This is a genomic window from Mucilaginibacter mallensis, from assembly GCF_900105165.1.
GTDB lineage: Bacteria > Bacteroidota > Bacteroidia > Sphingobacteriales > Sphingobacteriaceae > Mucilaginibacter > Mucilaginibacter mallensis.
Genome location: NZ_LT629740.1, coordinates 1,824,896 through 1,849,139 on the forward strand (window position 1 = coordinate 1,824,896; position 24,244 = coordinate 1,849,139).

At 41.4% G+C, this 24,244-nt stretch carries 20 protein-coding genes; 9 read left to right on the forward strand and 11 right to left on the reverse strand.

The genetic code is table 11. The features are described from left to right. The first annotated feature begins 104 nt into the window (after window positions 1-104). Entirely contained in the window at window positions 105-1,262 is a 1,158-nt protein-coding gene (locus tag BLU33_RS07410; RefSeq protein ID WP_232009415.1) for an ABC transporter permease, read from the forward strand. Window positions 1,263-1,372: 110 nt separating this feature from the next. Here BLU33_RS07410 and mazG read toward each other — a convergent pair whose 3' ends face one another. From mazG to BLU33_RS07430, 4 genes are all read right to left on the reverse strand, one after another. Then, window positions 1,373-2,176 carry a nucleoside triphosphate pyrophosphohydrolase gene (mazG, locus tag BLU33_RS07415; protein ID WP_091370837.1) on the reverse strand — a complete coding sequence of 268 codons (804 nt, stop codon included), beginning with the start codon at window positions 2,174-2,176 and terminating at the stop codon, window positions 1,373-1,375. Between the two features lie 135 nt (window positions 2,177-2,311). Beyond that, on the reverse strand, window positions 2,312-2,998 hold the full coding sequence (gene mnmD / locus BLU33_RS07420; RefSeq protein WP_091370839.1) for a tRNA (5-methylaminomethyl-2-thiouridine)(34)-methyltransferase MnmD: 687 nt from the start codon (window positions 2,996-2,998) through the stop codon (window positions 2,312-2,314). 131 nt (window positions 2,999-3,129) lie between these two features. Further along, entirely contained in the window at window positions 3,130-4,470 is a 1,341-nt protein-coding gene (locus BLU33_RS07425) for an MBL fold metallo-hydrolase (protein WP_091370841.1), read from the reverse strand. A 140-nt stretch (window positions 4,471-4,610) separates the two neighbouring features. Then, on the reverse strand, window positions 4,611-6,674 hold the full coding sequence (locus tag BLU33_RS07430; protein WP_091370843.1) for a M13 family metallopeptidase: 2,064 nt from the start codon (window positions 6,672-6,674) through the stop codon (window positions 4,611-4,613). 344 nt (window positions 6,675-7,018) lie between these two features. Between BLU33_RS07430 and BLU33_RS07435 the strand changes: the two genes are divergently transcribed. Both BLU33_RS07435 and BLU33_RS07440 read left to right on the forward strand, forming a co-directional pair. Then, on the forward strand, window positions 7,019-9,712 hold the full coding sequence (locus BLU33_RS07435) for a valine--tRNA ligase (RefSeq protein WP_091370844.1): 2,694 nt from the start codon (window positions 7,019-7,021) through the stop codon (window positions 9,710-9,712). 113 nt (window positions 9,713-9,825) lie between these two features. Further along, complete coding sequence (locus BLU33_RS07440) at window positions 9,826-11,628, forward strand: ATP-binding protein (RefSeq protein ID WP_091370846.1); 1,803 nt, start codon at window positions 9,826-9,828, stop codon at window positions 11,626-11,628. Here BLU33_RS07440 and BLU33_RS07445 read toward each other — a convergent pair. Further along, the gene (locus BLU33_RS07445) at window positions 11,625-12,092 is read right to left on the reverse strand and encodes a type I restriction enzyme HsdR N-terminal domain-containing protein (protein ID WP_091370848.1); all 468 of its coding nucleotides are present in this window, start codon (window positions 12,090-12,092) and stop codon (window positions 11,625-11,627) included. The genes BLU33_RS07440 and BLU33_RS07445 overlap by 4 nt on opposite strands. A 152-nt stretch (window positions 12,093-12,244) precedes the next feature. On the opposite strand from BLU33_RS07445, the gene holA reads away from it, so the two are divergent. The 5 genes from holA to BLU33_RS07470 all read left to right on the forward strand — a co-directional run bounded on the left by holA (window position 12,245) and on the right by BLU33_RS07470 (window position 16,857). After that, window positions 12,245-13,267 (forward strand): DNA polymerase III subunit delta, encoded by a 1,023-nt coding sequence (holA, locus tag BLU33_RS07450; protein ID WP_091370850.1) that lies wholly within the window; start codon window positions 12,245-12,247, stop codon window positions 13,265-13,267. A gap of 198 nt (window positions 13,268-13,465) precedes the next feature. Next, window positions 13,466-14,026 carry a hypothetical protein gene (locus BLU33_RS07455; protein ID WP_091370852.1) on the forward strand — a complete coding sequence of 187 codons (561 nt, stop codon included), beginning with the start codon at window positions 13,466-13,468 and terminating at the stop codon, window positions 14,024-14,026. A gap of 132 nt (window positions 14,027-14,158) precedes the next feature. Continuing rightward, window positions 14,159-14,563 (forward strand): EVE domain-containing protein, encoded by a 405-nt coding sequence (locus BLU33_RS07460; protein WP_091370854.1) that lies wholly within the window; start codon window positions 14,159-14,161, stop codon window positions 14,561-14,563. A gap of 91 nt (window positions 14,564-14,654) precedes the next feature. Continuing rightward, window positions 14,655-15,791, forward strand: a complete 1,137-nt coding sequence (locus BLU33_RS07465) for a carbohydrate-binding family 9-like protein (RefSeq protein WP_091370856.1) — start codon at window positions 14,655-14,657, stop codon at window positions 15,789-15,791. Next, the gene (locus tag BLU33_RS07470) at window positions 15,784-16,857 is read left to right on the forward strand and encodes a family 10 glycosylhydrolase (protein WP_091370858.1); all 1,074 of its coding nucleotides are present in this window, start codon (window positions 15,784-15,786) and stop codon (window positions 16,855-16,857) included. Before BLU33_RS07465 ends, BLU33_RS07470 begins: the two co-directional genes overlap by 8 nt. A gap of 126 nt (window positions 16,858-16,983) precedes the next feature. Here the strand turns inward: BLU33_RS07470 and BLU33_RS07475 are convergent, their stop codons facing one another. From BLU33_RS07475 to BLU33_RS07490, 4 genes are all read right to left on the reverse strand, one after another. Then, complete coding sequence (locus BLU33_RS07475; protein WP_091370860.1) at window positions 16,984-17,334, reverse strand: hypothetical protein; 351 nt, start codon at window positions 17,332-17,334, stop codon at window positions 16,984-16,986. Between the two features lie 182 nt (window positions 17,335-17,516). Further along, window positions 17,517-17,948: a hypothetical protein gene (locus BLU33_RS07480; protein ID WP_091370862.1), complete on the reverse strand. Its 432-nt coding sequence runs from the start codon at window positions 17,946-17,948 to the stop codon at window positions 17,517-17,519. A gap of 59 nt (window positions 17,949-18,007) precedes the next feature. Continuing rightward, window positions 18,008-19,501 (reverse strand): YfcC family protein, encoded by a 1,494-nt coding sequence (locus tag BLU33_RS07485; RefSeq protein ID WP_091370864.1) that lies wholly within the window; start codon window positions 19,499-19,501, stop codon window positions 18,008-18,010. A gap of 4 nt (window positions 19,502-19,505) precedes the next feature. After that, a complete protein-coding gene (locus BLU33_RS07490; protein WP_091370865.1) occupies window positions 19,506-20,027 on the reverse strand; it encodes an acyl-CoA thioesterase in 522 nt (173 codons plus the stop codon). Between the two features lie 120 nt (window positions 20,028-20,147). On the opposite strand from BLU33_RS07490, the gene BLU33_RS07495 reads away from it, so the two are divergent. After that, window positions 20,148-22,400, forward strand: a complete 2,253-nt coding sequence (locus tag BLU33_RS07495) for a S9 family peptidase (protein WP_197684579.1) — start codon at window positions 20,148-20,150, stop codon at window positions 22,398-22,400. 139 nt (window positions 22,401-22,539) lie between these two features. Here BLU33_RS07495 and BLU33_RS07500 read toward each other — a convergent pair whose 3' ends face one another. Together BLU33_RS07500 and BLU33_RS07505 are read right to left on the reverse strand one after the other, a co-directional pair. Next, window positions 22,540-22,830 (reverse strand): GIY-YIG nuclease family protein, encoded by a 291-nt coding sequence (locus BLU33_RS07500; protein ID WP_091370867.1) that lies wholly within the window; start codon window positions 22,828-22,830, stop codon window positions 22,540-22,542. Between the two features lie 89 nt (window positions 22,831-22,919). Beyond that, window positions 22,920-24,179: a type IX secretion system plug protein gene (locus BLU33_RS07505; protein ID WP_091370869.1), complete on the reverse strand. Its 1,260-nt coding sequence runs from the start codon at window positions 24,177-24,179 to the stop codon at window positions 22,920-22,922. Window positions 24,180-24,244: the final 65 nt, after the last annotated feature.

Sequence of the window (24,244 nt, forward strand, 5' to 3'; positions counted from 1 at the left end):
CAAAACTGCATATTTGCGAAGGTACAAAAAACATCTCTGCATTGGGCTTCGCTTCATTTATCGCCAGTCGTATTACTTTTAAGTCTAAGCGTACGTTTTCAAAATTGATTGTACGTATAGCTATAGTAGGCATTATGCTCGGGCTTGGGGTAATGATATTGTCGTTGGCCGTAGTACGTGGCTTTAAAAAAGAGATCAGGGAAAAGATCCGCGGCTTCGCGGGCGATATACAGGTAGTAAAATTTGATCTGAATAATTCTTACGAAAACTCCCCCTTTTTAGCCGATTCCGCTTTTGTTAGAAAAGCGTTGGCGACGAAGATGGTTACCTACGTTATGCCTTTCGCCACCAAAACGGGCATTATAAGGGCTAATGACGAAATTGAGGGTGTTGTTTTAAAAGGGGTTGATAAAACTTATGACTGGTCGTTCTTCAAAAAAACGCTGATAGCCGGTACCGTTATTGATTTTACCGATACCCTGGAAGCGCAAAAACAGATCATGATATCTGAGCAAACAGCCAACAGACTTAAGCTAAAGCTGGGCGACAAGCTGATCATGTATTTTGTACAGCAGCCTATGCGCGTGCGGCGGTTTAAGATCGTGGGGATATATAGTTCAGGGGTTGACGAGGTTGATAAAACCTATGTAGTTGGTGCGATGTCATTAATACAACGCCTTAACAACTGGGATCCCAACCAAATTGGCGGTTATGAACTCAGGGCAAATGATTTTGAGCAATTGCAAGTTGCCGCCGCCGATATTGATGAGATATTATCGCCAAAACTTAAAGCGTATACCGTTATACAGAGCTATCCAACCATATTTGAGTGGCTTAATCTGTTGGACGTTAATACTATAGTAATGCTAACGCTGATGCTGATTGTAGCGGTAATCAACATGATATCGGCCCTGTTGATCATGATATTGGAGCGTACATCAATGATAGGCATGTTTAAGGCTATGGGGGCCAATAACTGGAGCATTCAGCAGATATTTTTATATAATTCTTTTTACCTGATCGGCCTTGGCTTAATATTGGGCAATGTTTTAGGCTATGGTTTGGGCTTTTTCCAAATGCACACCCACTTTTTTACACTCGATCCGGCATCATACTATATGAGCTTTGTACCGATAGAATTTACCTGGTTTGATGGGATAATGCTAAATTTGGGTACTTTGGTTATTTGCTTGTTGGTATTGATCATACCATCAACGCTGGTGAGTAAAATATCGCCGGTGAAGGCGATAAGGTTTAAATAGCCGGTTGTCATTTCGACCAGAGGGAGAAATCTTCTTCGATATGCATTACGGTTATGTCTATTACAGAAGATTTCTCCCTCTGGTCGAAATGACAATAAGTTGAGAGTTGATTATAACTTCTTAGCCTCGTTCCAAAATACATCCATCTCGGCCAAACTCATATCATGTAATTGCTTGCCGCTTTCATTTGCTTTGCTTTCCAGGTATTGAAAACGCTTAATGAATTTACGGTTGGTTTTTTCCAGAGCGTCCTCAGGGTTTATATTGATGAAGCGGGCATAGTTAATGAGGGAGAACAGCAGGTCGCCAAATTCGCTTTCAGCCCTTTCATGGTCGATAGTGCTTTCATCCTCTACATTAAATTCATCCTTAAACTCCTGTAATTCTTCCTCCACTTTGGCCCATACCTGGCTTTTTTCTTCCCAGTCGAACCCAACACCACGGGCCTTTTCCTGTATACGTGATGCTTTTACAAGTGCAGGCAAGGATAATGGTACACCTCCTAAAACAGATTTATTACCCTCTTTCAGCTTTATCTGTTCCCAGTTGCGTTTTACATCCTCTTCGTTCTGCACATCCACATCGCCATAAATATGCGGGTGACGGTTAACCAATTTGTCGCAAATGCCATTGAGTACCCCGGTTATATCAAAATCACCAGTTTCCGAACCGATTTTAGCATAGAAAACCAGGTGCAGCATAATATCGCCCAGTTCCTTGCGGATCTCGGGCATATCACCGCTTAATATGGCATCTGATAGCTCATAGGTTTCCTCAATTGTTAAATGGCGCAGGCTCTCCAGCGTTTGCTTTTTATCCCACGGGCAATTCATCCGCAGGTCATTCATAATGGTGAGCAATCTTTCAAACGCAGTAGCAGGAGTAGGGGCAGTGATTGGTGGGATTAAAGGCATGTTTTTGATGTGCAAATTTTTAATGTGCAAATGTGCGTATATGCAAATGTGCAGATTTTGGCCAATTATTGAATTAATGAATTATAGATTTATTGAATAAGCTAAAGATATGTTCGCATCTGCATATTTGCACATCTACAAATCTGCACATCTACTCGCTCTCAACATCTCCCTCTTCCCCGGCGCGCCGGGAGCTTTTTCAACCTTTAGGCCTAAGCCCTTAATAGTGCGTTTTAAGTTGCCCGTAATAGCATAGGTTACAAACACACCGCCGGATTTTAAAAATTTCAGGGTATGGGTGATCGCTGCTTCATCCCACATTTCGGGCTGATGTACAGCAGCAAATGCATCGAAATAGATTACATCGTATAACTTGTGCGACTGAAAATCTAACAGTTTGCAGTGGGCGATTTGCAGTTTGCAGTTGGGATTTAGCTCAACTTCCTGTTGTAATGAGTTTGGGTAATTATGAATGAATGTATCCCATAACGTTGGGGTTAAGTACGCATCGTAACCTGTTTGGCCGATCATTTCTGTTGTGAGCGGATACGCCTCAATGCCTGTGTAATCAAGTTGTATATTTTCAGCAGTGCAGTAATCGGCAGATAATAGAAAGTTAAGCCCGGTTCCAAAGCCGACTTCTAAAATACTTACACTATCGTTTTTGTTGGCCGATAAAAAATGCTTTAATCCGGATTCAACAAACACATGCCTGCTCTCCTGCAATGCCCCGTGACGCGAATGGTAGTTTTCGCCAACTTCGCTGTTGAAGATAGTATTGGAGCCATCGGCAGTTTGAACGATCTTTAGTTCAGGATTCATAGTTAATGGTTGATAGTTCATATATCCCCACCGTCATCCCGAACTTGTTTCGGGATCTCACAGGACGATTAACCTGCCTGGTGTAAACTTTGCACGTGGGATGTTGAAACAAGTTCAACATGACAGCCTTTTTAATTATTTACTATTGATGTAATTTCCTCACCCAGATCATAAACCGGAACATTCTTAATGCTAGCCGCTATAATACTGGTAGCCGCAGCAGAGCGGTAACCGGCAGCACAATGTACCACAATTGGTTTATCAGTTGGAATATCTTTTATACGCTCACGCAATTCAGGTAGTGGGATAGTGGTTGCATTATCAAAGAGCAAACCGCCGTTTACCTCACCCCAGTTGCGTACATCAACTACGTTGTAGTTATCGGTGTTTGCTTTAAAATCGTCCAGATCAAGATCGGTAGATACTTCATGAAGGTTCTCTGGCGTCAGTAATCCAGCTTTGATGTTTTTTTCGTATCCTATTTTTCCTGTTTTACCGATCATTGTATCCAGTTCACTTTCGCTACCGGCAATCAGATAAAATTGTTCATCCGGACCGACTATTGAGCCAAGCCATGTCTCGAATTTTCCACCATCCTGCAGGTTGATAGCGCCTTTTAAATGCCCTTTTCTGAAGTCCTCATTAGGGCGGGTATCAATAATCAATATGTTTTTTTCAAGCAAGGTATCGTGAGCCACTTTCGGAACACTGTTAACGCTGGCATCAAAGGCTGGTGCACCTTTCTTATTAAGCGCTACATCAAAGCCAAAATACTTGGGTACAAAAGGCTGGTCCTCGGTTAATGCTTTAACAAATTGCAACTCATCCATTAATTGCAGGGCATAGTTCTCGCGCAACTCGCGGCCGATGGTAGTGTGCAGATCAGGGCTTATATTTTTACCGCATAGCGAGCCGGGGCCATGCGCCGGGTAAACGGTAGTTTGCTCTGGTAGCTTCATCAGCTTATCACGGGTAGAGTGATACATCTGGCGGGCAAGCTCTTCTTTTTTTGCGGTGATATTACCCACGTCCTCACGCAAATCCGGGCGACCAACATCGCCGACAAACAGCGTATCTCCGGTGAAAATAGCTACATCGTTTCCGTATTCATTCTGCAATAAAATACAGATAGAATCAGGTGAATGGCCGGGTGTATTGATAGCTTTTAATTGGATATCATCCAGCTCGATGCTATCGCCATCATCAAAGCTCTCGTGGGGGTATTCGGCGCCCGTAAGCTTGCTTACGTAGATGATCGCGCCGGTTGTTTGGTGTATCTCCAGGTGTGAGCTTACAAAATCGGCATGTGGATGTGTTTCAATCACGCCCACAATATCGGCCTCATGCAGGGTAGCAAAATTATAATAGGGCTGCGGGTCACGGGCCGGATCAATAACGATCATTTTTCCTGTGTGGATAACAGCGTATGAGGCATGCGCTAAGCCTTTGTCGTAAAACTGATGGATTATCATAAATTGTGGCAAAGATATGGAATAGTATGTAAGACTTGAGTCAGAAGTCTAAAGTCAGTAATTGGCTTATAAAGAACAAAGCCCTCCAATAAACAGAGGGCTTTGACTCAGTACTTAAGGCTATAGACTTCAGACTAAACTTACCAAACCTTAATTCTATCCTCCGGTTTCTTATAATTCTTATCACCAGGCTTTACATTAAATGCGGTATACCATGCATCAATATTAGTAAGCGGGGCATTGCAGCGGTATTGCTCAGGTGAGTGCGGGTCAGTTAAGATACGCTGTGCGGCTGATTCAGGCCTTTGCGCGCTTCTCCAAACCTGCGCCCACGACAAGAAGAAACGCTGATCAGGTGTAAAACCATCAATTTTTGTGGTTGAATGCCCTTCTTTGGTTTTCTTAAATGCTTCGTAAGCAATATTTACACCACCCAGATCGGCAAGGTTTTCACCCAGGGTCAGCTTACCATTTACATGGATGGAATCAAGCACGGTAAACGCGTTGTATTGTGCTACTACCTGGTCGGCGCGGGTTTTAAATTTATCGGCATCTGTGGTAGTCCACCAGTTGCGCAGGGTGCCATCAGCATCATACTGGCGGCCCTGATCATCAAATCCATGGGTCATTTCGTGACCGATAACAGCGCCTATACCACCGTAGTTAACAGCATCATCGGCACCAAAATCAAAGAAAGGGAACTGTAATATCCCGGCAGGGAAAACGATCTCATTATTTGCAGGGTTGTAGTAAGCGTTAACTGTTGGCGGCGTCATTCCCCAGCGTTTTTTATCAACAGGTTTACCAAGCTGACTAACATTGTAATTATATCTCCATGTACTTAAACGTCTTAGGTTGCCCATATAATCGTTACGGTCAATTACAACACCATCATAAGTTTGCCATTTATCAGGATAACCAATCTTTACGGTAAAGGCAGCTAATTTTTTAAGTGCTCGCTGTTTGGTTTCGTCGCTCATCCAATCAAGGCGTTTAATACGGTCGCCCAGGGTTTCCTTTAGATTGTTCACCAGGTCAATCATATATTGCTTGGCGGCAGGTGTAAAGTATTTTTCTACATATAATTGCCCCAACAATTCACCCAAACTACCATCAACCAGGCCCGACATCCGCTCGTTACGTGGTGTCTGCACTTTTTGTCCGCTTAAAGCGGCGCTGAAATCAAAATTAGCTTTTACAAACGGAGCGCTTAACGCACCAGCTGATCCTTTAAGGATATTCCATTTTAAATATACTTTCAGATCTGATATGGGGGTAGAAGCCAACAAAGTATCAGCAGCCATAAAAAATGCAGGTTCGGCAACCAATACGGTATCCTGGCCCGGTGTTTTCAACGCGGTTAATAATTGCGCCCAGTTTAAATGCGGGGTAATGCTGCTGAAATAAGTCACCGAGTATTTATTATAAGTGACATTAGGGTCGCGCATGGCAACACGGCTTAACTGCGCTTTAGCGAGTACTTTCTCAAAATTGAATATAGTCGATGCATTTTTAGCTGCATCATCGGCATTGGTTCCTGTTAATGTAAACAGGGTAGTAACGTATTTTGTGTAAGCATCATGAATAGCCTGATTGCGTGCACTGCTTTTTAAATAATAATCACGATCCGGCAGGCTTGTGCCGCCCTGGTTAAAGTTCACTATGTTTTTATTAGGATGTTTATCATCCTGGCCCACACCAAAGCCAAATAGCGGGCTTCCTATGCCGTTTAAACGCTCATATATTATTTCACTGATAATGCCATTCAGGTCGGTTATCTTATCAATACGTGCCAGATCACCTGCTATAGGCGTGTAGCCCAGTTTATCAATTGTAACGGTGTCCATACCACTTGCATACAAGTCGCCCACACGTTGTTTCAGGCTTCCTTTTGGCTGGCCGGGAGTTGCGCTAACCTCATTCAGCAGTTTTAATAATTTGTCGGTATTATCCTGGTGCAATATGCTGAAACTTCCCCAGCGGGTTTCTTTAGCGGGGATAGGATTGTTCTTTATCCAGTTGCCGTTGGCATAATCAAAAAAATTGTCGCCGGGTTTAATGGATTGGTCCATATTAGCCGGGTCAATAAATTTTTTAGGGTGAACAGGATTTGTTTTAGGATTTTTACCGCCATCAAAGGCAAAAGCGCTTACCGAAAGGCATAATGCACCGGCAAGCACCAGGTTAAAGGGCTTTACATTCATAATGAGATCATGATTAAACTTTTAAAGATAATAATTTATCGGTAATACGAGTGAAGCAGGGGGATGTCACTAACGATTAAACCAATTAATTATAGCATACACCCCCGATTTTTTAAGGATGTAATGTACTAAAGGCCTTACAGGTAATGTTTTCATGAAAATGAGTGCATTTGTATGTATAACAGCGCTTTTGTAAAATTATTGTTGCAGAAAATTGGGATGATAGTTGATGGTTCATAGTTCATAGCAAGATCATGGAAATAGAGTAATAATCTTTTATAAAAAAAACTAAATGCAACTATGAACCATCAACTATGAACTAAAAATAATTATTTTTGCACCCTATGAGTATTTCTAATAAAACATATCAGCCTAAGGAAGCAGAGGATAAATGGTACAGCTATTGGTTACAGCACAAGTTTTTCAGGTCGGTGCCTGATGAGCGTGAGCCTTATACTATCGTGATGCCACCTCCAAACGTCACCGGCGTTTTGCACATGGGCCATATGTTAAATAATACCATACAGGATGTGCTCATTCGCCGTGCCCGTATGCAGGGTAAAAATGCCTGCTGGGTACCGGGTACCGACCACGCCAGCATAGCCACTGAAGCAAAGGTGGTGGCCATGCTAAAAGAGCGTGGCATAGCCAAGAAAGATCTTACCCGGGCTGAGTTTTTAAGCTATGCCTGGGAATGGAAAGAGAAATACGGCGGTATTATACTCGATCAGCTTAAAAAATTAGGCGCGTCATGCGATTGGGACCGCACCCGTTTTACAATGGATGATGACCTATCGGAAGCCGTTATAGATACCTTTATTGATCTATATAAAAAAGGCCTGATATATAGAGGTGTGCGCATGGTAAACTGGGATCCGCAGGGAAAAACTGCCGTATCAGATGAAGAGGTTATTCGTAAGGAAGTAAATCAGAAGCTTTATTATATTAAGTATGCTGTTAAGTCCGAAAGTCCGAAAGACGGGAAGACCGAAAGCGATCTTGCGGACTTACCATCTTCCGGACTTTCCGACTTCCTAACCATCGCTACCACCCGCCCTGAAACTATCATGGCTGATGCGGCTATCTGTATCAACCCGAATGATGAGAGATATTTTCACCTGCATGGCAAAAAAGCTATTATTCCTTTAATTAACAGGGAGATACCTATTATATTAGATGAATACGTTACCATGGATTTTGGTACTGGCTGTTTAAAGGTTACGCCTGCGCATGATTTGAATGACTATGAGCTGGGGATGAAACATCACCTGCCGGTTATTGATATTTTAAATGATGATGGCACACTGAATGAAAAAGCGCAGATATTAGTTGGCGAGGATCGTTTCATCGCCCGTAAAAAAATTGCGACTCTATTAGAGGACGCTGGTTCATTAGAGAAAATTGAAGAATATAAATCTCAAGTTGGCTTTTCAGAACGTACCGACGCGGTTATTGAACCCAAACTATCTATGCAATGGTTTTGCAAGATGGGTGAGATGGCTAAACCTGCGCTTGATTATGTGTTGGATGGCGATATAAAACTAATCCCTGAAAAATTTGAGAACACCTATCGTCACTGGATGGAGAACGTGCGCGACTGGAATATCAGTCGCCAGCTTTGGTGGGGGCAACAGATACCGGCATGGTATTTACCAAACGGGCAGTATGTGATTGCTAAAACAGCAGAAGAAGCGTTGGTTGAGGCTCAAAAACTCACAACTGACAACTCTCAACTCACAACAGTAGACTTAACCCAGGACGAAGACGTTCTTGATACATGGTTCTCATCATGGTTGTGGCCGATATCAGTTTTTGATGGTTTTAAAGATCCGAATAATGCTGATATCAATTATTATTACCCAACTAACGACCTGGTAACAGCACCCGAGATCTTGTTTTTCTGGGTAGCCAGAATGATTATGGCAGGGCATGAGTTCAGGGGCGCGGTGCCGTTCAAAAACGTTTACTTAACCGGTATCGTTCGCGATAAGCTGGGAAGAAAGATGTCTAAATCACTAGGTAACTCACCTGATCCTATCGGCCTGATTGAAAAATTTGGCGCCGATGGCGTAAGGGTAGGTATGTTGCTGTGTTCACCTGCGGGTAACGACCTGATGTTTGATGAAAGCTATTGCGAACAGGGCCGTAACTTTGCTAATAAAATATGGAACGCTTTTAAGTTAATTAAAGGCTGGGAGGTTGATAACAGCTTACCAAACCCTAATCAAATAGCTATTGAATGGTTTGATAGCCGCTTTAACCAGGCTTTGGTTGAGATTGAGGCCGACTTTGCGCAATACCGGTTATCGGAAGCATTAATGGCTACCTACAAGCTGGTATGGGACGATTTTTGTGCATGGTACCTTGAAATGATCAAGCCTGTTTATCAGCATCCGATCGATAGTGAGACCTATCAGAAAACCATTTCCTTCTTTGAAAATATTCTGAAAATACTCCATCCGTTTATGCCTTTTATTACTGAGGAACTTTGGCATGATGAGCTATTTGGGGAAAGGATCGAGCAGGATTGTTGTATTGTTGCGCAATTGCCTAACAATGGGGAAACTAATACCCAGTTACTTACCGAAACTGAGAGCGTAAAACAAGTAATAGCGCAAATAAGAAATATTAGAAACAGTAAACAAATTTCGCCAAAAGAAATATTGGGGCTATCGCTAAAATCGGGTTCAGCGCTTAATTATAAAACTTATGAACCCATCATTGCAAAGCTGGCTAATATAAGCGAATTAAGTATTGTTGATGATAAAATAAGCGGCGCTATCAGCTTTATGGTACACACGGATGAATTTTATATTCCCCTAAATGAAAGCGTGGATCCCGTTGCGGAACGTGCCCGTTTGCTGAAAGAAAAGGAATATCTCGACGGTTTTTTAAAATCAGTTAACGCAAAGCTTGGTAATGAGCGTTTTATGAATAATGCTAAACCTGAAATAATTGAGGTTGAGTTAAAGAAAAAAAATGATGCCGAAGCTAAGTTGAAACTTCTGGAGGAGAGCCTTTCCTCTTTGGCTTACTAATTGCATAAAATGGTAGAAAGGGTGAAGGATTTGATTAAAGCAGTACTATTACCCCGGTAGTGTTTTAATCAAATCCTTCACCCTTTATTATCAATTTTTGTTTTTAGAATGGCATGGGAAAAAAGCCGGATTTTTTAAATGTCTCACTTAATAATATACTTTCAGACGACCAATCAGTACTTGATCAGGCCCGTATCCGTTTGTTATATTATGGTTTAGGGGTAGTTTTTGTAGCGCTTGCCACTCTTTCAGGTAATCTTTACTTTCAGCACAAGCCAATACACACAGCCATCATTATAATTTTGATGGTATCATGTGGTGTTTCTTTTAAGGTACTTACCTATAAACCAAATTGGAAATTCATATCACATGCTTTGCTTATACAGGCAACACTGCTTAATTTGGGTAATATTTATATCACCTTGCAGGATGTAAATATTATTACTGTTCAGATAGTTATACTGGTGATAATTTTCGGTTTCTATATGCTTGGGCGTGCCTTTGGGATACTTTACTCCATGATAAATATAGTGGCAGTATTGGTTTTTCTGGCAATTCAGTATAATATGCCTTATCATATCGCATTTCAGCCTGAGGTAGTAAATCAGTCAACGGTTATTATTACTATTATTGCCAATTTTGTGCTGTTACTTTATATGCACAGCCACTTTTACAGTGCTTTTTACAATAATATAAAAGAGCTTAACAAAACCAGTAAAGCACAATGTGAGTTAAATGCCCAACTGGAAATAGCCATTAAAAGGGCCGAGAAGTCCTCAGAAGTAAAATCGGAGTTCCTGTCAACCATGTCACATGAGATCAGGACACCATTAAACGCGGTTATAGGAATGACCAACCTGCTTTTAATGAACAGCCCGAGAAATGACCAAAAAGAGAACCTGGAGATATTAAAATATTCAGGAACCAATTTGCTGAGCATTGTAAACGATGTGCTTGATTATGATAAAATAGAATCGGGTAAACTGGTATTTGATCAGGTTAAATTTAATTTGGTTGAGTTAATCCAAAGCATTTGTGGCGCTCAAAAATTAAAGGCCGAAGAAAAGGGATTGTTATATAAGCTTGATGTTGACTGTACGCTCAATAATAAAATAGTATCCGGTGATCCAACACGTTTAGCGCAGATCATATATAATTTAGTAAATAATGCCATAAAATTCACCCAAAAAGGTAATATATGGATAAATGTTACCTGTGTTGAAGACAAGCAGGATTCCATTATTGTGAATTTTATGGTTAAGGATACCGGTATAGGTATAAACAAGGATAACCTTGATGCCATATTTGAGCCATTTGCGCAGGAATCGATCAGTGCAACACGTCAGTATGGCGGCACAGGTTTAGGCCTGGCGATTATAAAACGCTTGTTGGAATTACAGGGATTAAAGATAAATGTATCCAGCAAGGTTGATGAAGGCTCGGAGTTTTCGTTTACTATGGAGATCCCGGTATCAGCAGGAAACGTTAAACACTGCGATGAAGACAAACAGGCGCAACTTCAAAATAACGATAGTTTAAGCAGCTTGCGTGTATTAATAGCCGAAGATAATTTGGTAAACGTAATGCTGATGAAAAAGCTTTTCTCAAAATGGAACATGGCACCAACTATTGCGGAGAATGGCGAACGTGCGGTTGAACTGGTACAAAGCAGCGATTTCGATATTATATTAATGGACCTGCAAATGCCGGTACTGAATGGTTTTGATGCAGCCGTTGAAATAAGGAAAATGCACGACCCTAAAAAGGCGAATATTCCCATCATAGCACTTACTGCATCAGCTTTGTTTGATATACGCGAGCGAGTTTTTAATTCGGGGATGAATGATTATGTATCAAAACCATTTAAGCCTGATGAACTTTTTGAGAAAATTAGCACGCTTGCAACCTCTGTTTAAAGAGTATTAACCTCCCTGTAATCGGGCAGGTTTTCTATGAACTCATATTGCCTGGCCTCAAAATCAATATTGCAATAGTAGTGTTGCAGGCCATTGCTCACGGCAAGCAGCGCTACTTTGTGCGTCATGTTATATCGCGCAATCTGGTCGAATACTTTTTGGTTAATGCTTACCGATGGCGCCTTGCATTCCACCATTAATATCTTTTCCCCGGCAGGGTTAAACACAACTATATCGGTGCGTTTTGCCATACCATGCAGTTTAAGGCCGCCTTCCAGTTTTATCAGTGTTTTTGGATAGTTTTTTTGGTTGATGAGGTATTGCACAAAATGCTGGCGCACCCATTCCTCAGGAGTGATGATAATGTGCTTTTTCCGGATCTCGTCAAACATGGTCAGCACACCATCTTTATCGCTTATTTTAAAAGGATAGGGCGGGAGTGTGAGCGGTTGTAACTGATCCATGCATTTAAGTCAAAAGTCAAAAGTAAAAATTCAAAATGGTTATTGGTATTTTAGTGAATGATAGCAGCTATATTTTTGACTTTTGAATTTTTACTTTTGATTTAGCCTCCGCTATTGCTTTTGAATTTTTACTTTTGATTTTTGACTTTGAAATGGCTGCTGAGGATATACTAAAAGATCTTAAAAACCGTAAATACAAACCTGTGTACCTGCTGCACGGCGAGGAACCTTATTATATTGATCTGGTAGGCAGTTATGTTGAGCATAAGCTTTTATCAGAGGCAGAAAAAGGGTTTAACCAGACGGTGCTTTATGGTAAGGATACCGATGTAATGACGGTACTAAACGCTGCCAAGCGCTACCCCATGATGGCCGACTACCAGGTGGTACTGGTAAAAGAGGCCCAGGAAATGAAATGGGGTAAGGATGATGACGATAAAAAAAGCATTAACCCTTTATTAAACTATCTTGAAAATCCGCTGCCAAGCACCATACTGGTGTTTTGCTATAAGTACGGCAAGTTTGATAAACGCAAAAAAACATACAAGGCAATTGAAAAACATGGCCTGGTTTACGAGTCGGCGCCCTTGTATGATAGTAAGATCCCCGGTTGGATAGAAACTTTCATAAATGAAAAAGGCTATAAGGCAAATCAGCAGGCGACATTAATGCTTTCGGAATATCTGGGCAACGATCTTTCAAAAATTGCCAATGAACTGGAAAAGCTGATGCTTAATATAGCACCCGGTCAGGAGATCACACTTGATCTCATCCAAAACAACATCGGTATAAGCAAGGAATATAATGTGTTTGAACTGCAAACCGCTCTTGGTAAAAAAGACGTGTTAAAAGTAAACCGCATTATCAATTATTTTGAGGCCAACCCCAAAGCCAACCCCATAGTATTAATGCTGGGTAACCTGAATAACTATTTCAGTAAGGTATTGGCTTACCATTATGTAAAGGATAAATCGCAACAAAACCTTGCCCGCGAACTGGGTGTAAACCCATATTTTGTGAAGGACTATGAAATGGCTGCCCGCAGTTACAGCTACGGCAAAACCATGCAGATCATCAGTTACCTGCGCGAGTACGACCTGAAAAGTAAGGGCGTTGAATCAACTGCTGATGATGGTGCTTTGATGAAAGAGTTGATGTTTAAAATATTGCACTAAACGCTGTTCGAAGTCTCTGACTTCGAACCATTATGCCTGTAGACTGCGTCTACACATCTGCATAAATTCATCTTTACAATGCCATCTCTTTTTAACATCTTTACCCCTCATAATACTTATACAAATGAACTATTGGCTTATTAAAAGTGAATCCGTAAAATATAGCCGGCAAAAGTTTAATCAGGATGGGCCATACCTATGATACGTAGAATAGTCAAATTTGTAATCGCTACTGAAGCCACTATAGTTGAATGGAAAGCCAGGAATGGCATGGATATTTTAAGGGTATCACTCGGAATTGTCTTCTTTTGGTTTGGTGTACTTAAATTCTTTCATGGCTTAAGTGCCGCGGAAGTTATAGCAGGTAAAACTATTTTAAAGCTAAGCTTTGGTTATATCAAACCAGTGGTCTCACTTCCGATACTGGCCTGCTGGGAATGTATTATTGGATTAGGCTTAATATTTAAACGCCGGTTGAGCTTTATACTGGTGCTACTTTATTTTCAGATGGCCGGTACTGCACTGCCATTATTCTTTTTCCCTGACGAAACGTGGACAACAAATTTGTTTGCACCAACTTTGCTGGGTCAGTACATTATCAAAAATATAGTGTTGCTATCTGCAGGAATACTAATCAGTACCACCGTTCAGGAAAAACGTTTGATAGCTAATGACGATAAAATCTCCAAAGAACTATCACTGCAATTACGCACTCCCAGATATAAGCGAAGATTTAAGAGGGAATCGATCAGTAACTAAGACAAGGCGCTGTCCGAAGTCTCCTGACTTCGGACTAATATGCATGTAGATTGCATCTACACGTCTGCATAAATTCATCTTTAAATTATCATCTCTTTTTAACATCTTTACTTCAATTTAATTCTGATACTAATGAACTATTGGCTTGTTAAGAGTGAACCCGTAAAATACAGCTGGCAAAAATTTAACCAGGATGGCCGTACCTTTTGGGATGGCGTGCGTAACTACCAGGCACGCAATAACCTGAAAGAAATGAAGCAAGGCGATTTGGTGCTGTTTTATCACAGCAACGAGGGTAAAGCTGTTGTAGGTATAGCCAAAGTAGCCAAAGAGTTTTACCAGGACCCAACTACCGAAGATCCAAACTGGGTAGTTGTTGACCTTGAACCGGTTGAAAGCCTGAAAAACCCGGTAACACTGGAGCAAATAAAAGCCGATACGCAATTGAAGGATATTGGCTTGGTAAGGCAAGGTCGTTTGTCGGTAATGGGACTTAAACGAGAGGAGTTTGATCGCATCATTGAGCTGGGAAGCTAAGTGCGAATATCACCCTAAATAAGTACTACATATTTGTTATAAGGGAGTATCTTCCTGTTAAATTGTGTGAAAAAATACTAATTTTAACCCAATGACTAACACATCAAGGGTTAAACCGCTTTTTTATACAGGTATATTAATAACGGGTTTGTTTTTTTCTGCCGTGCCTGCTGCAATAGCTCAATCGCCGTTTAAAGGATTGGAAAACCTTTTTACCGTGCCCGATAATTATGTTATCCACCATGTTGATACGCCACCGGTTATTGATGGCGATATTAATGACGCGGTTTGGCAAAAGGCGGCCTGGACAGCGGAGTTTCAGGACATTGAGGGCGATCTGAAACCTAAGCCATACTTGAAAACACAGGTAAAAATGCTTTGGGATGATAGCTGCCTGTATATTGCTGCAAAACTGCAGGAGCCAAACCTGTGGGCTTACCAAACACATCATGATGATATTGTTTATTATGATAATGATTTCGAGATCTTTATCAACCCCAATAATACTACTCACCAGTATTTTGAGATAGAGGTTAATGCCATAAATACCCTCTTCGATCTGTTTCTAAATAAACCCTATAATGTTAGCGGTAACCCTATGGTTAGCTGGGACGCTGCTGGTATGCGGTCGGTAGTTAAGGTACAGGGCACCGTTAATAATGCATCAGATACAGATAGGGGCTGGACGGTAGAAATGGCCATCCCATTCAGGTCAATAAGCACAGGCTGGAATACGCGCCCGCCAAAAGACAGTACCCTATGGCGTATTAATTTCTCGAGGGTTGAGTGGGATACCAAAGCCATAAACGGTAAATATGTAAAAGATAAGGATAGCAATGGCAATAATAAACCGGAGCACAATTGGGTATGGTCGCCGCAGGGCCTTATTGCTATGCACATGCCCGAGCGCTGGGGATACCTGTTATTTACCAAAAGCAATGATAACGTTACCTTTACTATGCCATATGCCGAACAGCAAAAGCGTTATTTATGGCTCATTTATTACCGCGAAAAGGAGTGGTTCAGGCAACATGGGGAATATGCTTTATCGCTCGATAAACTCGGCCTTACTGATAGGGTAACGGTAAACGAGCAGGCTAATACGCTTCAACTCGAAGCCACTAAGCACCAGTTTATGGGCTTAATTACCGATGATAAGGATAAAATAACCTGGACAATTAACCAGGAAGGACTCATACAGTCAATAAACTACAGATCACATGAATAAGCGCGAATTTATAAAGGCCGGGCTGCTGGCAGGAGTAGCTACTCAACTATCGTTAACAACTAATGCGGCCGCAAATCTGGCATCGCCCAAAAAGAAAAAAATAAAAAATTGGGTATGGATAGGCCCTGACCCAAAAGATACGCCGGAGATGCTTAACAAGCGGTATGCCGCTTTTAAGGAAGCCGGTATTCATGCTGTTTTTTTTGAGGCTGATAGCGAAAAACATTTCCGCGCGGCAAAGGCGCAGGGATTGGAAGCTCACCGCTGGATGTGGACCTTTAACCGTGCCGAGCTGGTAACCGTTCACCCGGAATGGTATAGCAAGAACAGGAATGGTGAGTCATGTGCCGATCATCCGCCATATGTGAATTATTACCGTTGGTTATGCCCATCGCGCCCCGAAGTACAGCAGTATTTAGAACAACAGGTAACCGATATATTGGACAAGGATTATATAGATGGCATCCACCTTGATTATGTGCGCTATTGCGATGTAATATTACCGGTAAATCTTTGGGAGCATTACAACCTCGACCAAACCACGGAATTGCCAGCTTATGATTTTTGCTATTGCGATGTGTGCCAGAGCCATTTTAAAGATCAGTATGGTATTGATGTAACTTCGCTGCAATATCCGTCGGCCAGCCTTTCATGGCGCTTATTCAGGTATGGCAATATCAACAGGGTGGTAAACAGCCTTTGCGATATCGCCCACGACAAAAAGAAAAAGATAACCGCAGCTGTGTTCCCGACCCCCGAAGTTGCCCGCCGTAACGTAAGGCAGGACTGGACAAACTGGAACCTCGATGGTGTTTGCCCCATGATATACCATGGTTTTTATAAAGAAAAAGTAAGCTGGATAGGCGATGCCGTTAAAGAAGGAACACACTTTTTAGCAGGTAAATTTCCGCTGTATGCAGGCTTATATTTGTCGGATTTCAAAAGCGATGATGAGATCCGCCAGGGTATTCAATACGCGCTTAAGAATGGTGCCGCTGGCGTATCGTTTTTTGGTAATGTAGAAAATGGGAATACGTTAACGATATTAAAAGAGGAGATGGCGTAAGTTCAATAGTCATTATAATTACCAGATGTCATTGCGAGCGATAGCGTGGCAACCTCGTCGCGTTCAATATACACGCGACGAGGTTGCTTCGTCGTTTCTCCTCGCAATGACATGTTTTTTTATTTATCACATCTTCCCAAACGATTTACTGATATCAAAATACACCTCTATTTCTTTACCATCTGCGGTAATAACGTGCAGCACATCAAAGGACTTCTGATCGTGCATCATTAATACTTGCTTGGTAGTTTTACTGCCCGGATAATTTTTCCTGAGCCATGCATACTCATCTTTCACACCCTGGAAATCAGTAGTAGCCTCAATCATAATGGCTTTTTCGTAGGATGAGCCATCCCGCAAGGTATCATGCGGAGCAGCAACGTGCAATGTGGTATCGGCAGGCATTATATCCTTAGCGCCGGCACGTGAAATAAACGGCAACGAAAGCATCGCGAAAAGCAACAGGTATCTTTTCATAACTTATTTAGGTTTAGGTAAATGTAGTGAATTTTAGAAAGATAGAATGCCCATTTAAAAGTATTTGTCATCTCGAACGTTAGTGAGAGAACCTATACGCCATATGTATATCGAATAAGTTTTCTCCTCGTACCTGGTCGAAATGACAGTAGGGTAGAAGCTAAAATGGGAAAAGCTGTTTATTATTTCTTTACATTATACATCCTCTTTTCATGCAAAGTATGAGCATATACATAACCTGTTGCCGACAAATGCCGGCCTTTATACTGGTAAAAGAAAGCGATTTTTGCCATGCTTGAATCTTTACCATAGCCTAAAACATAAACACAGGTATCTAAAGGAACAAGAAAAGGTTGAAAATTAAAATATGGTCTTAGAATCCCTTTTTCTAGTTTTTGGTAGAATTGCTTCAATGAATCGCATAAAGACTCATCTCTAACAAACATAGCTGGGTTTACATAACCCTCGTGATAAGTTTCATAACAATACATTTTTTTGTGTGCAATAACTTTTTGATGTATCGATTCCCCTAAGTACTTAATACCAAAGTGTAAGGTAGTTAATGCTAAAAGTACCACTACAATTATTGTTAAAACTCTGTAAGGTTTAGTCATAATAATCAATTACATATTTTGTTCGCTCTTTGTTGGCGTTGTCGCCAACAAACAACAAACTACAACACCCCAACCACCAAAAATATCGCCGAAACAATAAGTAATAATATCATCAGCGGATAGGCAAAGCGCAGCCAGGCCTTAACGCTTACCCTTGCAATATCCAACGATGGAAGCATCATGCCCGTGGGCGTGACGAGCCCCATAATACCCATGCCGAAGAGGTATGCATTAACGATCTCTTTACCTGGTACACCAATTATTACCGCCAGCGAACCAAATATAGGCATAGTAAGTACCGCCATGCCCGATGATGAGGAGATAAACAGCGTAAACACCATATACAATACCAGCATCATTAGTATAAATGCGACCCCCGGCATTTTACCCACCAGCATAGCCGAATAGTACAGCAGCGTACCACTGATATGGCCATCGTTTAAAATAAAGGTAACACCGCGGGCCACGCCAACTATCAGTACTACGGATAAGAGCGCTTTTGCACCCTCAATAAATTTCTGAATAAATACCTTTTCGGGTATCCGGCCTATAACAGCCATTAATACCGCCGCGACTGCAAACAAAGCTGTTACCGCTGTCATCGACCAGCCCGCGATAAATCCACCGATCATCAGGCCGATAGCCGCGAGGAAAATGAAGATCTGTAAGCCATTTTTTGCTCCCAGTTTTACTTTTGCGCCCTCCACATGTTCAAGAGCTGCGAATGGCGAGGTAACCGCGCCATCAAACCTGTAAACAAGCGAGGCAGCCGGGTCCTTTTTTACCTTTTGGGCATAACGTACAATATACCAAATAGTAATAGCTGTAGTTATTGCGAAGAAAACTACGCGCTCTGTAAAGCCGTCTGTCCAGCTGATGCCAGCCGCATTGGAAGCAATAACCGTAGAGAATGGGTTACTAAAGGAAGCCATATTGCCGGTATTTGTCCCGGCGAATATTACTGCTAATGGTACCAGCAGATCATAACCCGCGGCTAAGTATAGTGGTACCAATATGGGATAAAAAGCAAGCCCTTCTTCAGCCATACCTTCAGCCGCGCCGCAGAAAGTAAAAAAGAAAGTAATAATTATTATCAGCCATGCTTCCTGCCCTTTCATTCGGTAAGATAGCGCGGCAATACCTTGCTCTAAAGCCCCCGTCTCCTGTAAAACGGCTATAAAGCCACCTATAAAAAGCAGGAAAAATATAATGTCGCTGGAATCATACAAACCCTTTACCGGTGCTTCTATCACTTCAGTGATGCCCTGCTTATTACTTTTAATTTTATGATAGGTGCCGGGTATGGCAACGGGCTTAAATATATCGCCGCTTTTAAATTTATCAAGCGTTATCAGTATTTTAAGGCTATCGAGCGTATGCTGCGCGGCAGGGAGTGTTTTATCGCCGGCAGCAGTCGAGACTGTAAAAGTGTTATTGCTATAAGTAAGTGAATTATATTCGCCGGCAGGTAAAAGCCAGGTTGCTATGGCCGCTATAACAATTACTATAAAAAGTATGGTAATGGGTGAGGGGAGTTTCTTCTTGGCGGCCATAATGCTATTGCTGTGCAGCGAAAAATAAAGCCTTTAGTTCCGTAGCATCATCGGGTTTCATTTTGCCGCTTAGTATAAGGCGCAATTGCCTGCGGCGAAGGGCGCCATCGTATAAAGCTATCTCTTCATCTGTACCGGGGATCAGTTCAGGAACCGATACGGTATTACCGTTTGAATCAAGCGCCACAAAAGTATAATAAGCCTCATTGCTTTTTACTCGTGTGCCCGATGGTATGTTCTGCGCCCATACATCCATCCTGATCTCAACCGAAGTATTAAAGGCACGCGTTACTCTTGCTTCAATGCTGATCACGTCACCCAGCTTTATAGGGTTTTTAAAGGATACATTATCAACCGAGGCGGTTACCACTATACGGTTGCAATGTTTTTGACCCGATATGGCTGCCGCAATATCCATCCAGTGCAATAAACGCCCACCCATCAGGTTATTTAGCGTATTGGTATCATTGGGTAATACCAGCTCATTCATTATCGTATAGGAGTCCTGGGGGCTTTTTCCTTGCATTGGTCGGTTATTTTAGCTGTAAATATACGTTTTAAGCTGAAAAAATTAAGTATAACAATTTGGTTATATGTTGTTCATATAGGGAAATTCTGTTAGTTTAGCACGTTTTAACTCCTCATTATGAATAAAAAGTTCTGGCAGGGTGCTTTCATGTGCCTTTGCGTTTCTGGCATGCTATGGCCTCATCAATCAATAGCGCAAAACAAAGCAACTTACAGCAGTTTGGCCGATGCTTCGGCAGCAGGGCGCAAATTAAAGGGAAAATCTGGTCCTAAAAGTGTTAACTGGATAAACGGAGGTAATCAATACTCCTTTATTGAAGGCGACTCGATCAATATCAAAGACCCTGCAACGCTAAAGGAACGTAATGTTTTTATCAGCAAAGGCATCACCCTGCCCGGCTCATCAACACCATTTGCATATGAATCATTTCAATGGTCAAAGGATGCGCAGCACCTGGTTTTCAAAACCAATTTCAGGAGAAAATACCGTCGCTCAGGTGTGTCCGACTATTATATCTACGATCTGGCTAATAAACAGCTGAAAGTGGCTGCTAAAAATGCCCGTTCGGCAGAGTTATCGCCTGACGGAACAAAGGTTGGTATTGAGCGCGATGGCAATATGTTCGTTTACAGTTTCGCTACCGGACAGGAGCAACAGTTAACCCACGACAGTACCAGCGAGAACGGCATTTTTAACGGTCATGGTGATTGGGTTTATGAAGAAGAACTGGAAGTTAGTCAGGCCTGGAACTGGTCGCCTGATAATAAATACATGGCTTTCTGGCAATTTGATGATAGCAAGGTGCCTGATTTCCAGATGACTAATTTTGAGGGCCAACATCCTAATAACATACACATAGCCATACCGCAGGTAGGTGACCCGAACCCTAAAGTAAGGGTAGGGGTTATTGATGTAAATTCAGGCAAAAAGGTTTGGCTGTCGCCGGATGAAACAGGTGATTTCTACATTCCGCGTTTGTACTGGACAAGCGATCCTGATATTTTAGCCATGGTTACCTTAAACCGTGCGCAAAACGACATGAAACTGTATTTCTTCAATGTGAAAACAGGTGATCATCACGTAGTTTTAGAAGAAAAAAATACTACCTGGGTAGCTATCTCAAACTTTTACACCAATGTAAATGATATGCTGTATTTCCCTGAGAAAACAAAAGAGTTTTTCTGGGTGTCTGATCGTTCAGGTTTTTATCATATCTACCGTTACAATTATGATGGCAAGCTGATAAACCAGGTAACCAAAGGTAATTGGGATATGATAAAAGTAAGTGGTATTAACCCTGATAATAAAACTATCTATTATTTATCAGCAGAGGCATCGCCGCTTGAGCAGCAGTTCTACTCTATAAAATATGATGGCAGCGATAAGAAAAGATTGAACCCTGTACCGGGCTTTCATGATATTGATATGTCGCCCAATACAAAATATTATATAGATAAGTATAGCAATACCACCACACCAACCCAAGTTGCTTTATGTAACGATAAAGGCAAAACCCTGCAATTACTGGAAGTAAACAAGGGTGTAAGCGACTTTTTAGCTACACACGCTTACTCACCACTGGAGCTTTTTCACTTTAAGGCGGAAGATGGTACCGAACTGGATGGTTCCATGATAAAACCATTTAATTTCGATCCAACTAAAAAATACCCTGTAGTATTATCTATTTATGGTGGCCCTGAATCACATGGGGTATTTAATAGATTTTCTGATGCCACTTCAGAACAATGGCTGGCACAGAATGGCTATATAGTTGTAAACGTAAATAACCGTGGAATTGCCAATTATGGCAGCGCCTTTATGAAAGTTGTTTACAAACAATTGGGCAAATACGAAAGCTATGACTTTGCTGCTACAGCAAGATACATGGCTACACAGCCTTTTGTAGATGGCAAAAATATGGCCATTATGGGCGGTAGTTATGGTGGTTATATTACTGCGTACACATTGCTTACCCATCCGGGTGTGTTTAAGGTGGGTATAGCCAACTCCCCGGTTACCGACTGGCGTTTGTATGATGATATTTATACCGAGCGCTATATGGGCACAGTAGAGGATAATGCAGAAGGTTACAAAAATAGCTCGAACATGACCCATGCATCAGGCTTGCAGGATCATTTGTTACTGATCCATTCCTTAAGCGACGATAATGTGCACCCTGCCAATACCATGCAATTGTTAACAGCTTTAACCAATGCCGGTAAAGATGCCGATCTGCGTATTTACCCACCGGGCGCACATGGTGCAGGGTATAACCCGCAAAGCAGGTTGTTAATAAACGAGGTTAGCTTTTATTATTTAGAAAGATATTTAAAAGGTAACACTGATCTGCCGAATTTGAATGCTAAATAAGGGAACCTGTATTTAACGGATTCGATAGATTTTTAGGACAATTATTCAAGCCACTTGTGTTTCGCAAGTGGCTTGAACATATTTTGTGGGTAGGGTGTCATACTGAGCGTAGTCGAAGTATGTGCGTTGGGATTATACGCTATGCCTTTTTAACCTTGAATATTTCAGGTAACAAATGCCAATCGCCATTAATTATAGCTTCCTTTTTAGTCCTTTTCCATCCTTTAACTTGCTTTTCAAAAGCTATTGCTTGTATAACGTCAGGAAACCTTTCGTGAAAAACTAATTTTATAGGTCTCCTTGTAGAGGTATATGATCCGGGGTTTAGACCATTTTCATGTTCATATATTCGTCTTTCTAAATCGTTGGTAACTCCGGTATAATAGGAGTTATCGCCGCAAAGAAGTATATAGACAAAATATTGTTTCATTTACTATTTTTATCTTCAAAAATACAACGCGAGTCCCCACGCACATACTTCGACTAGCGCTCAGTATGACACCCAGCGCACTTCAAGAACTACTTCTTAGTTGTATTTAAAGTGCTATACCCTACCAATTCCTCCCATCTCGCTGTAGGCGGATGGTAATAAACCAGTAGCTGGTAATTATTCTCCGTTTCAAAGTAAGAACCCTCGAAAATGATATCATCAGGCTTTTTCGTGGCCTTATCAACCCAAACATATATGTAATCATATACGCCCTGCTTTAGAAATAGGTGGGTGTAAAATTTGCCTCTTGAATCATAATCCAGTTTGCTATGTTCATCAAGCTTGTAGTCATTAAACTTACCTACGAGGTATAGGGAGCCATCAGCATCTGTTTTTGTGGTGTTAAAGCTGAAAAAAAGATGCGCGTAATCGGCATCAACAGTAGGGTTGGTACCTTCCTGGTTTATGATATAAAACTTGCCATCATTATCATATAAAAAAGTGTAATTAGGCTGGTTGCGGCTTTGGTCGGTTAGCATAACAACCGTATTGGCGGTATCTTTATAGATATGCGCTACTCTTTCGGAATTTAATTTCAGGCTGCGAAAATCGAAATGGCGAAATTCATTTCTGCCGGGGAAATCATTAGTAGCCAAATCTTCGTAAATCAACTGTGAGCCACGTATATATTGCACCTGTGTAGTAAACTGCCCGGTTTCATCGCGGCCATTTTGCATCACCCAGGTGCGGATATCTGTATTAGGATTTTGTACTCTTAATGCACCGTAATTAAGCTGAAAATTGATTTTCTGGTTGGTTTGCCTGCTATCGATATCGCCTGAGGGAACAATATTAGCTGTAACGGATATCTGATCATTCACCACATAAAACTTGCGGGTAAGTATCATTTTAGTTTGATCGTCGTCCTCATAAACCTTTAGAATATAGTTGCCCGATATTTTGGGTGCTATGTTATCATTTGGGAATTTGATGCTGTAGTGTGTATATTTTTGAAAGGTAGCTGATGAATAGCTATAATCCAGTATCTTATCATCATTAAAGCTTTTCAAGTACTCGGTAGGCGATAAGTTGGAGGAGTTCCAGTCGCCATCGCAATGTTCAAGGGTATAATAGTAGTAGTGCAATCCACCGCGCATGTCATCAAATTCAAGTTCAACTTGTTCGCCGGAGTTTAGCTTGATGATGGGAAATGATGGGTTCTTTTTGGTATTATAAAACTCAACGCTTTTTATAACCGGGTTAAAAACGTTGTTATCGTATTGTGCAGTTTGAGGGAATGCCTTTGCAGAAATAAGCAGTAGCAAAAATACTTTTAGGTACCTGTTCATAATGGAATGAGAAAAAATACTCTTCCTTTGTGCTCTTTGTGCAAACCTTTGTGACCTTTGTGGTT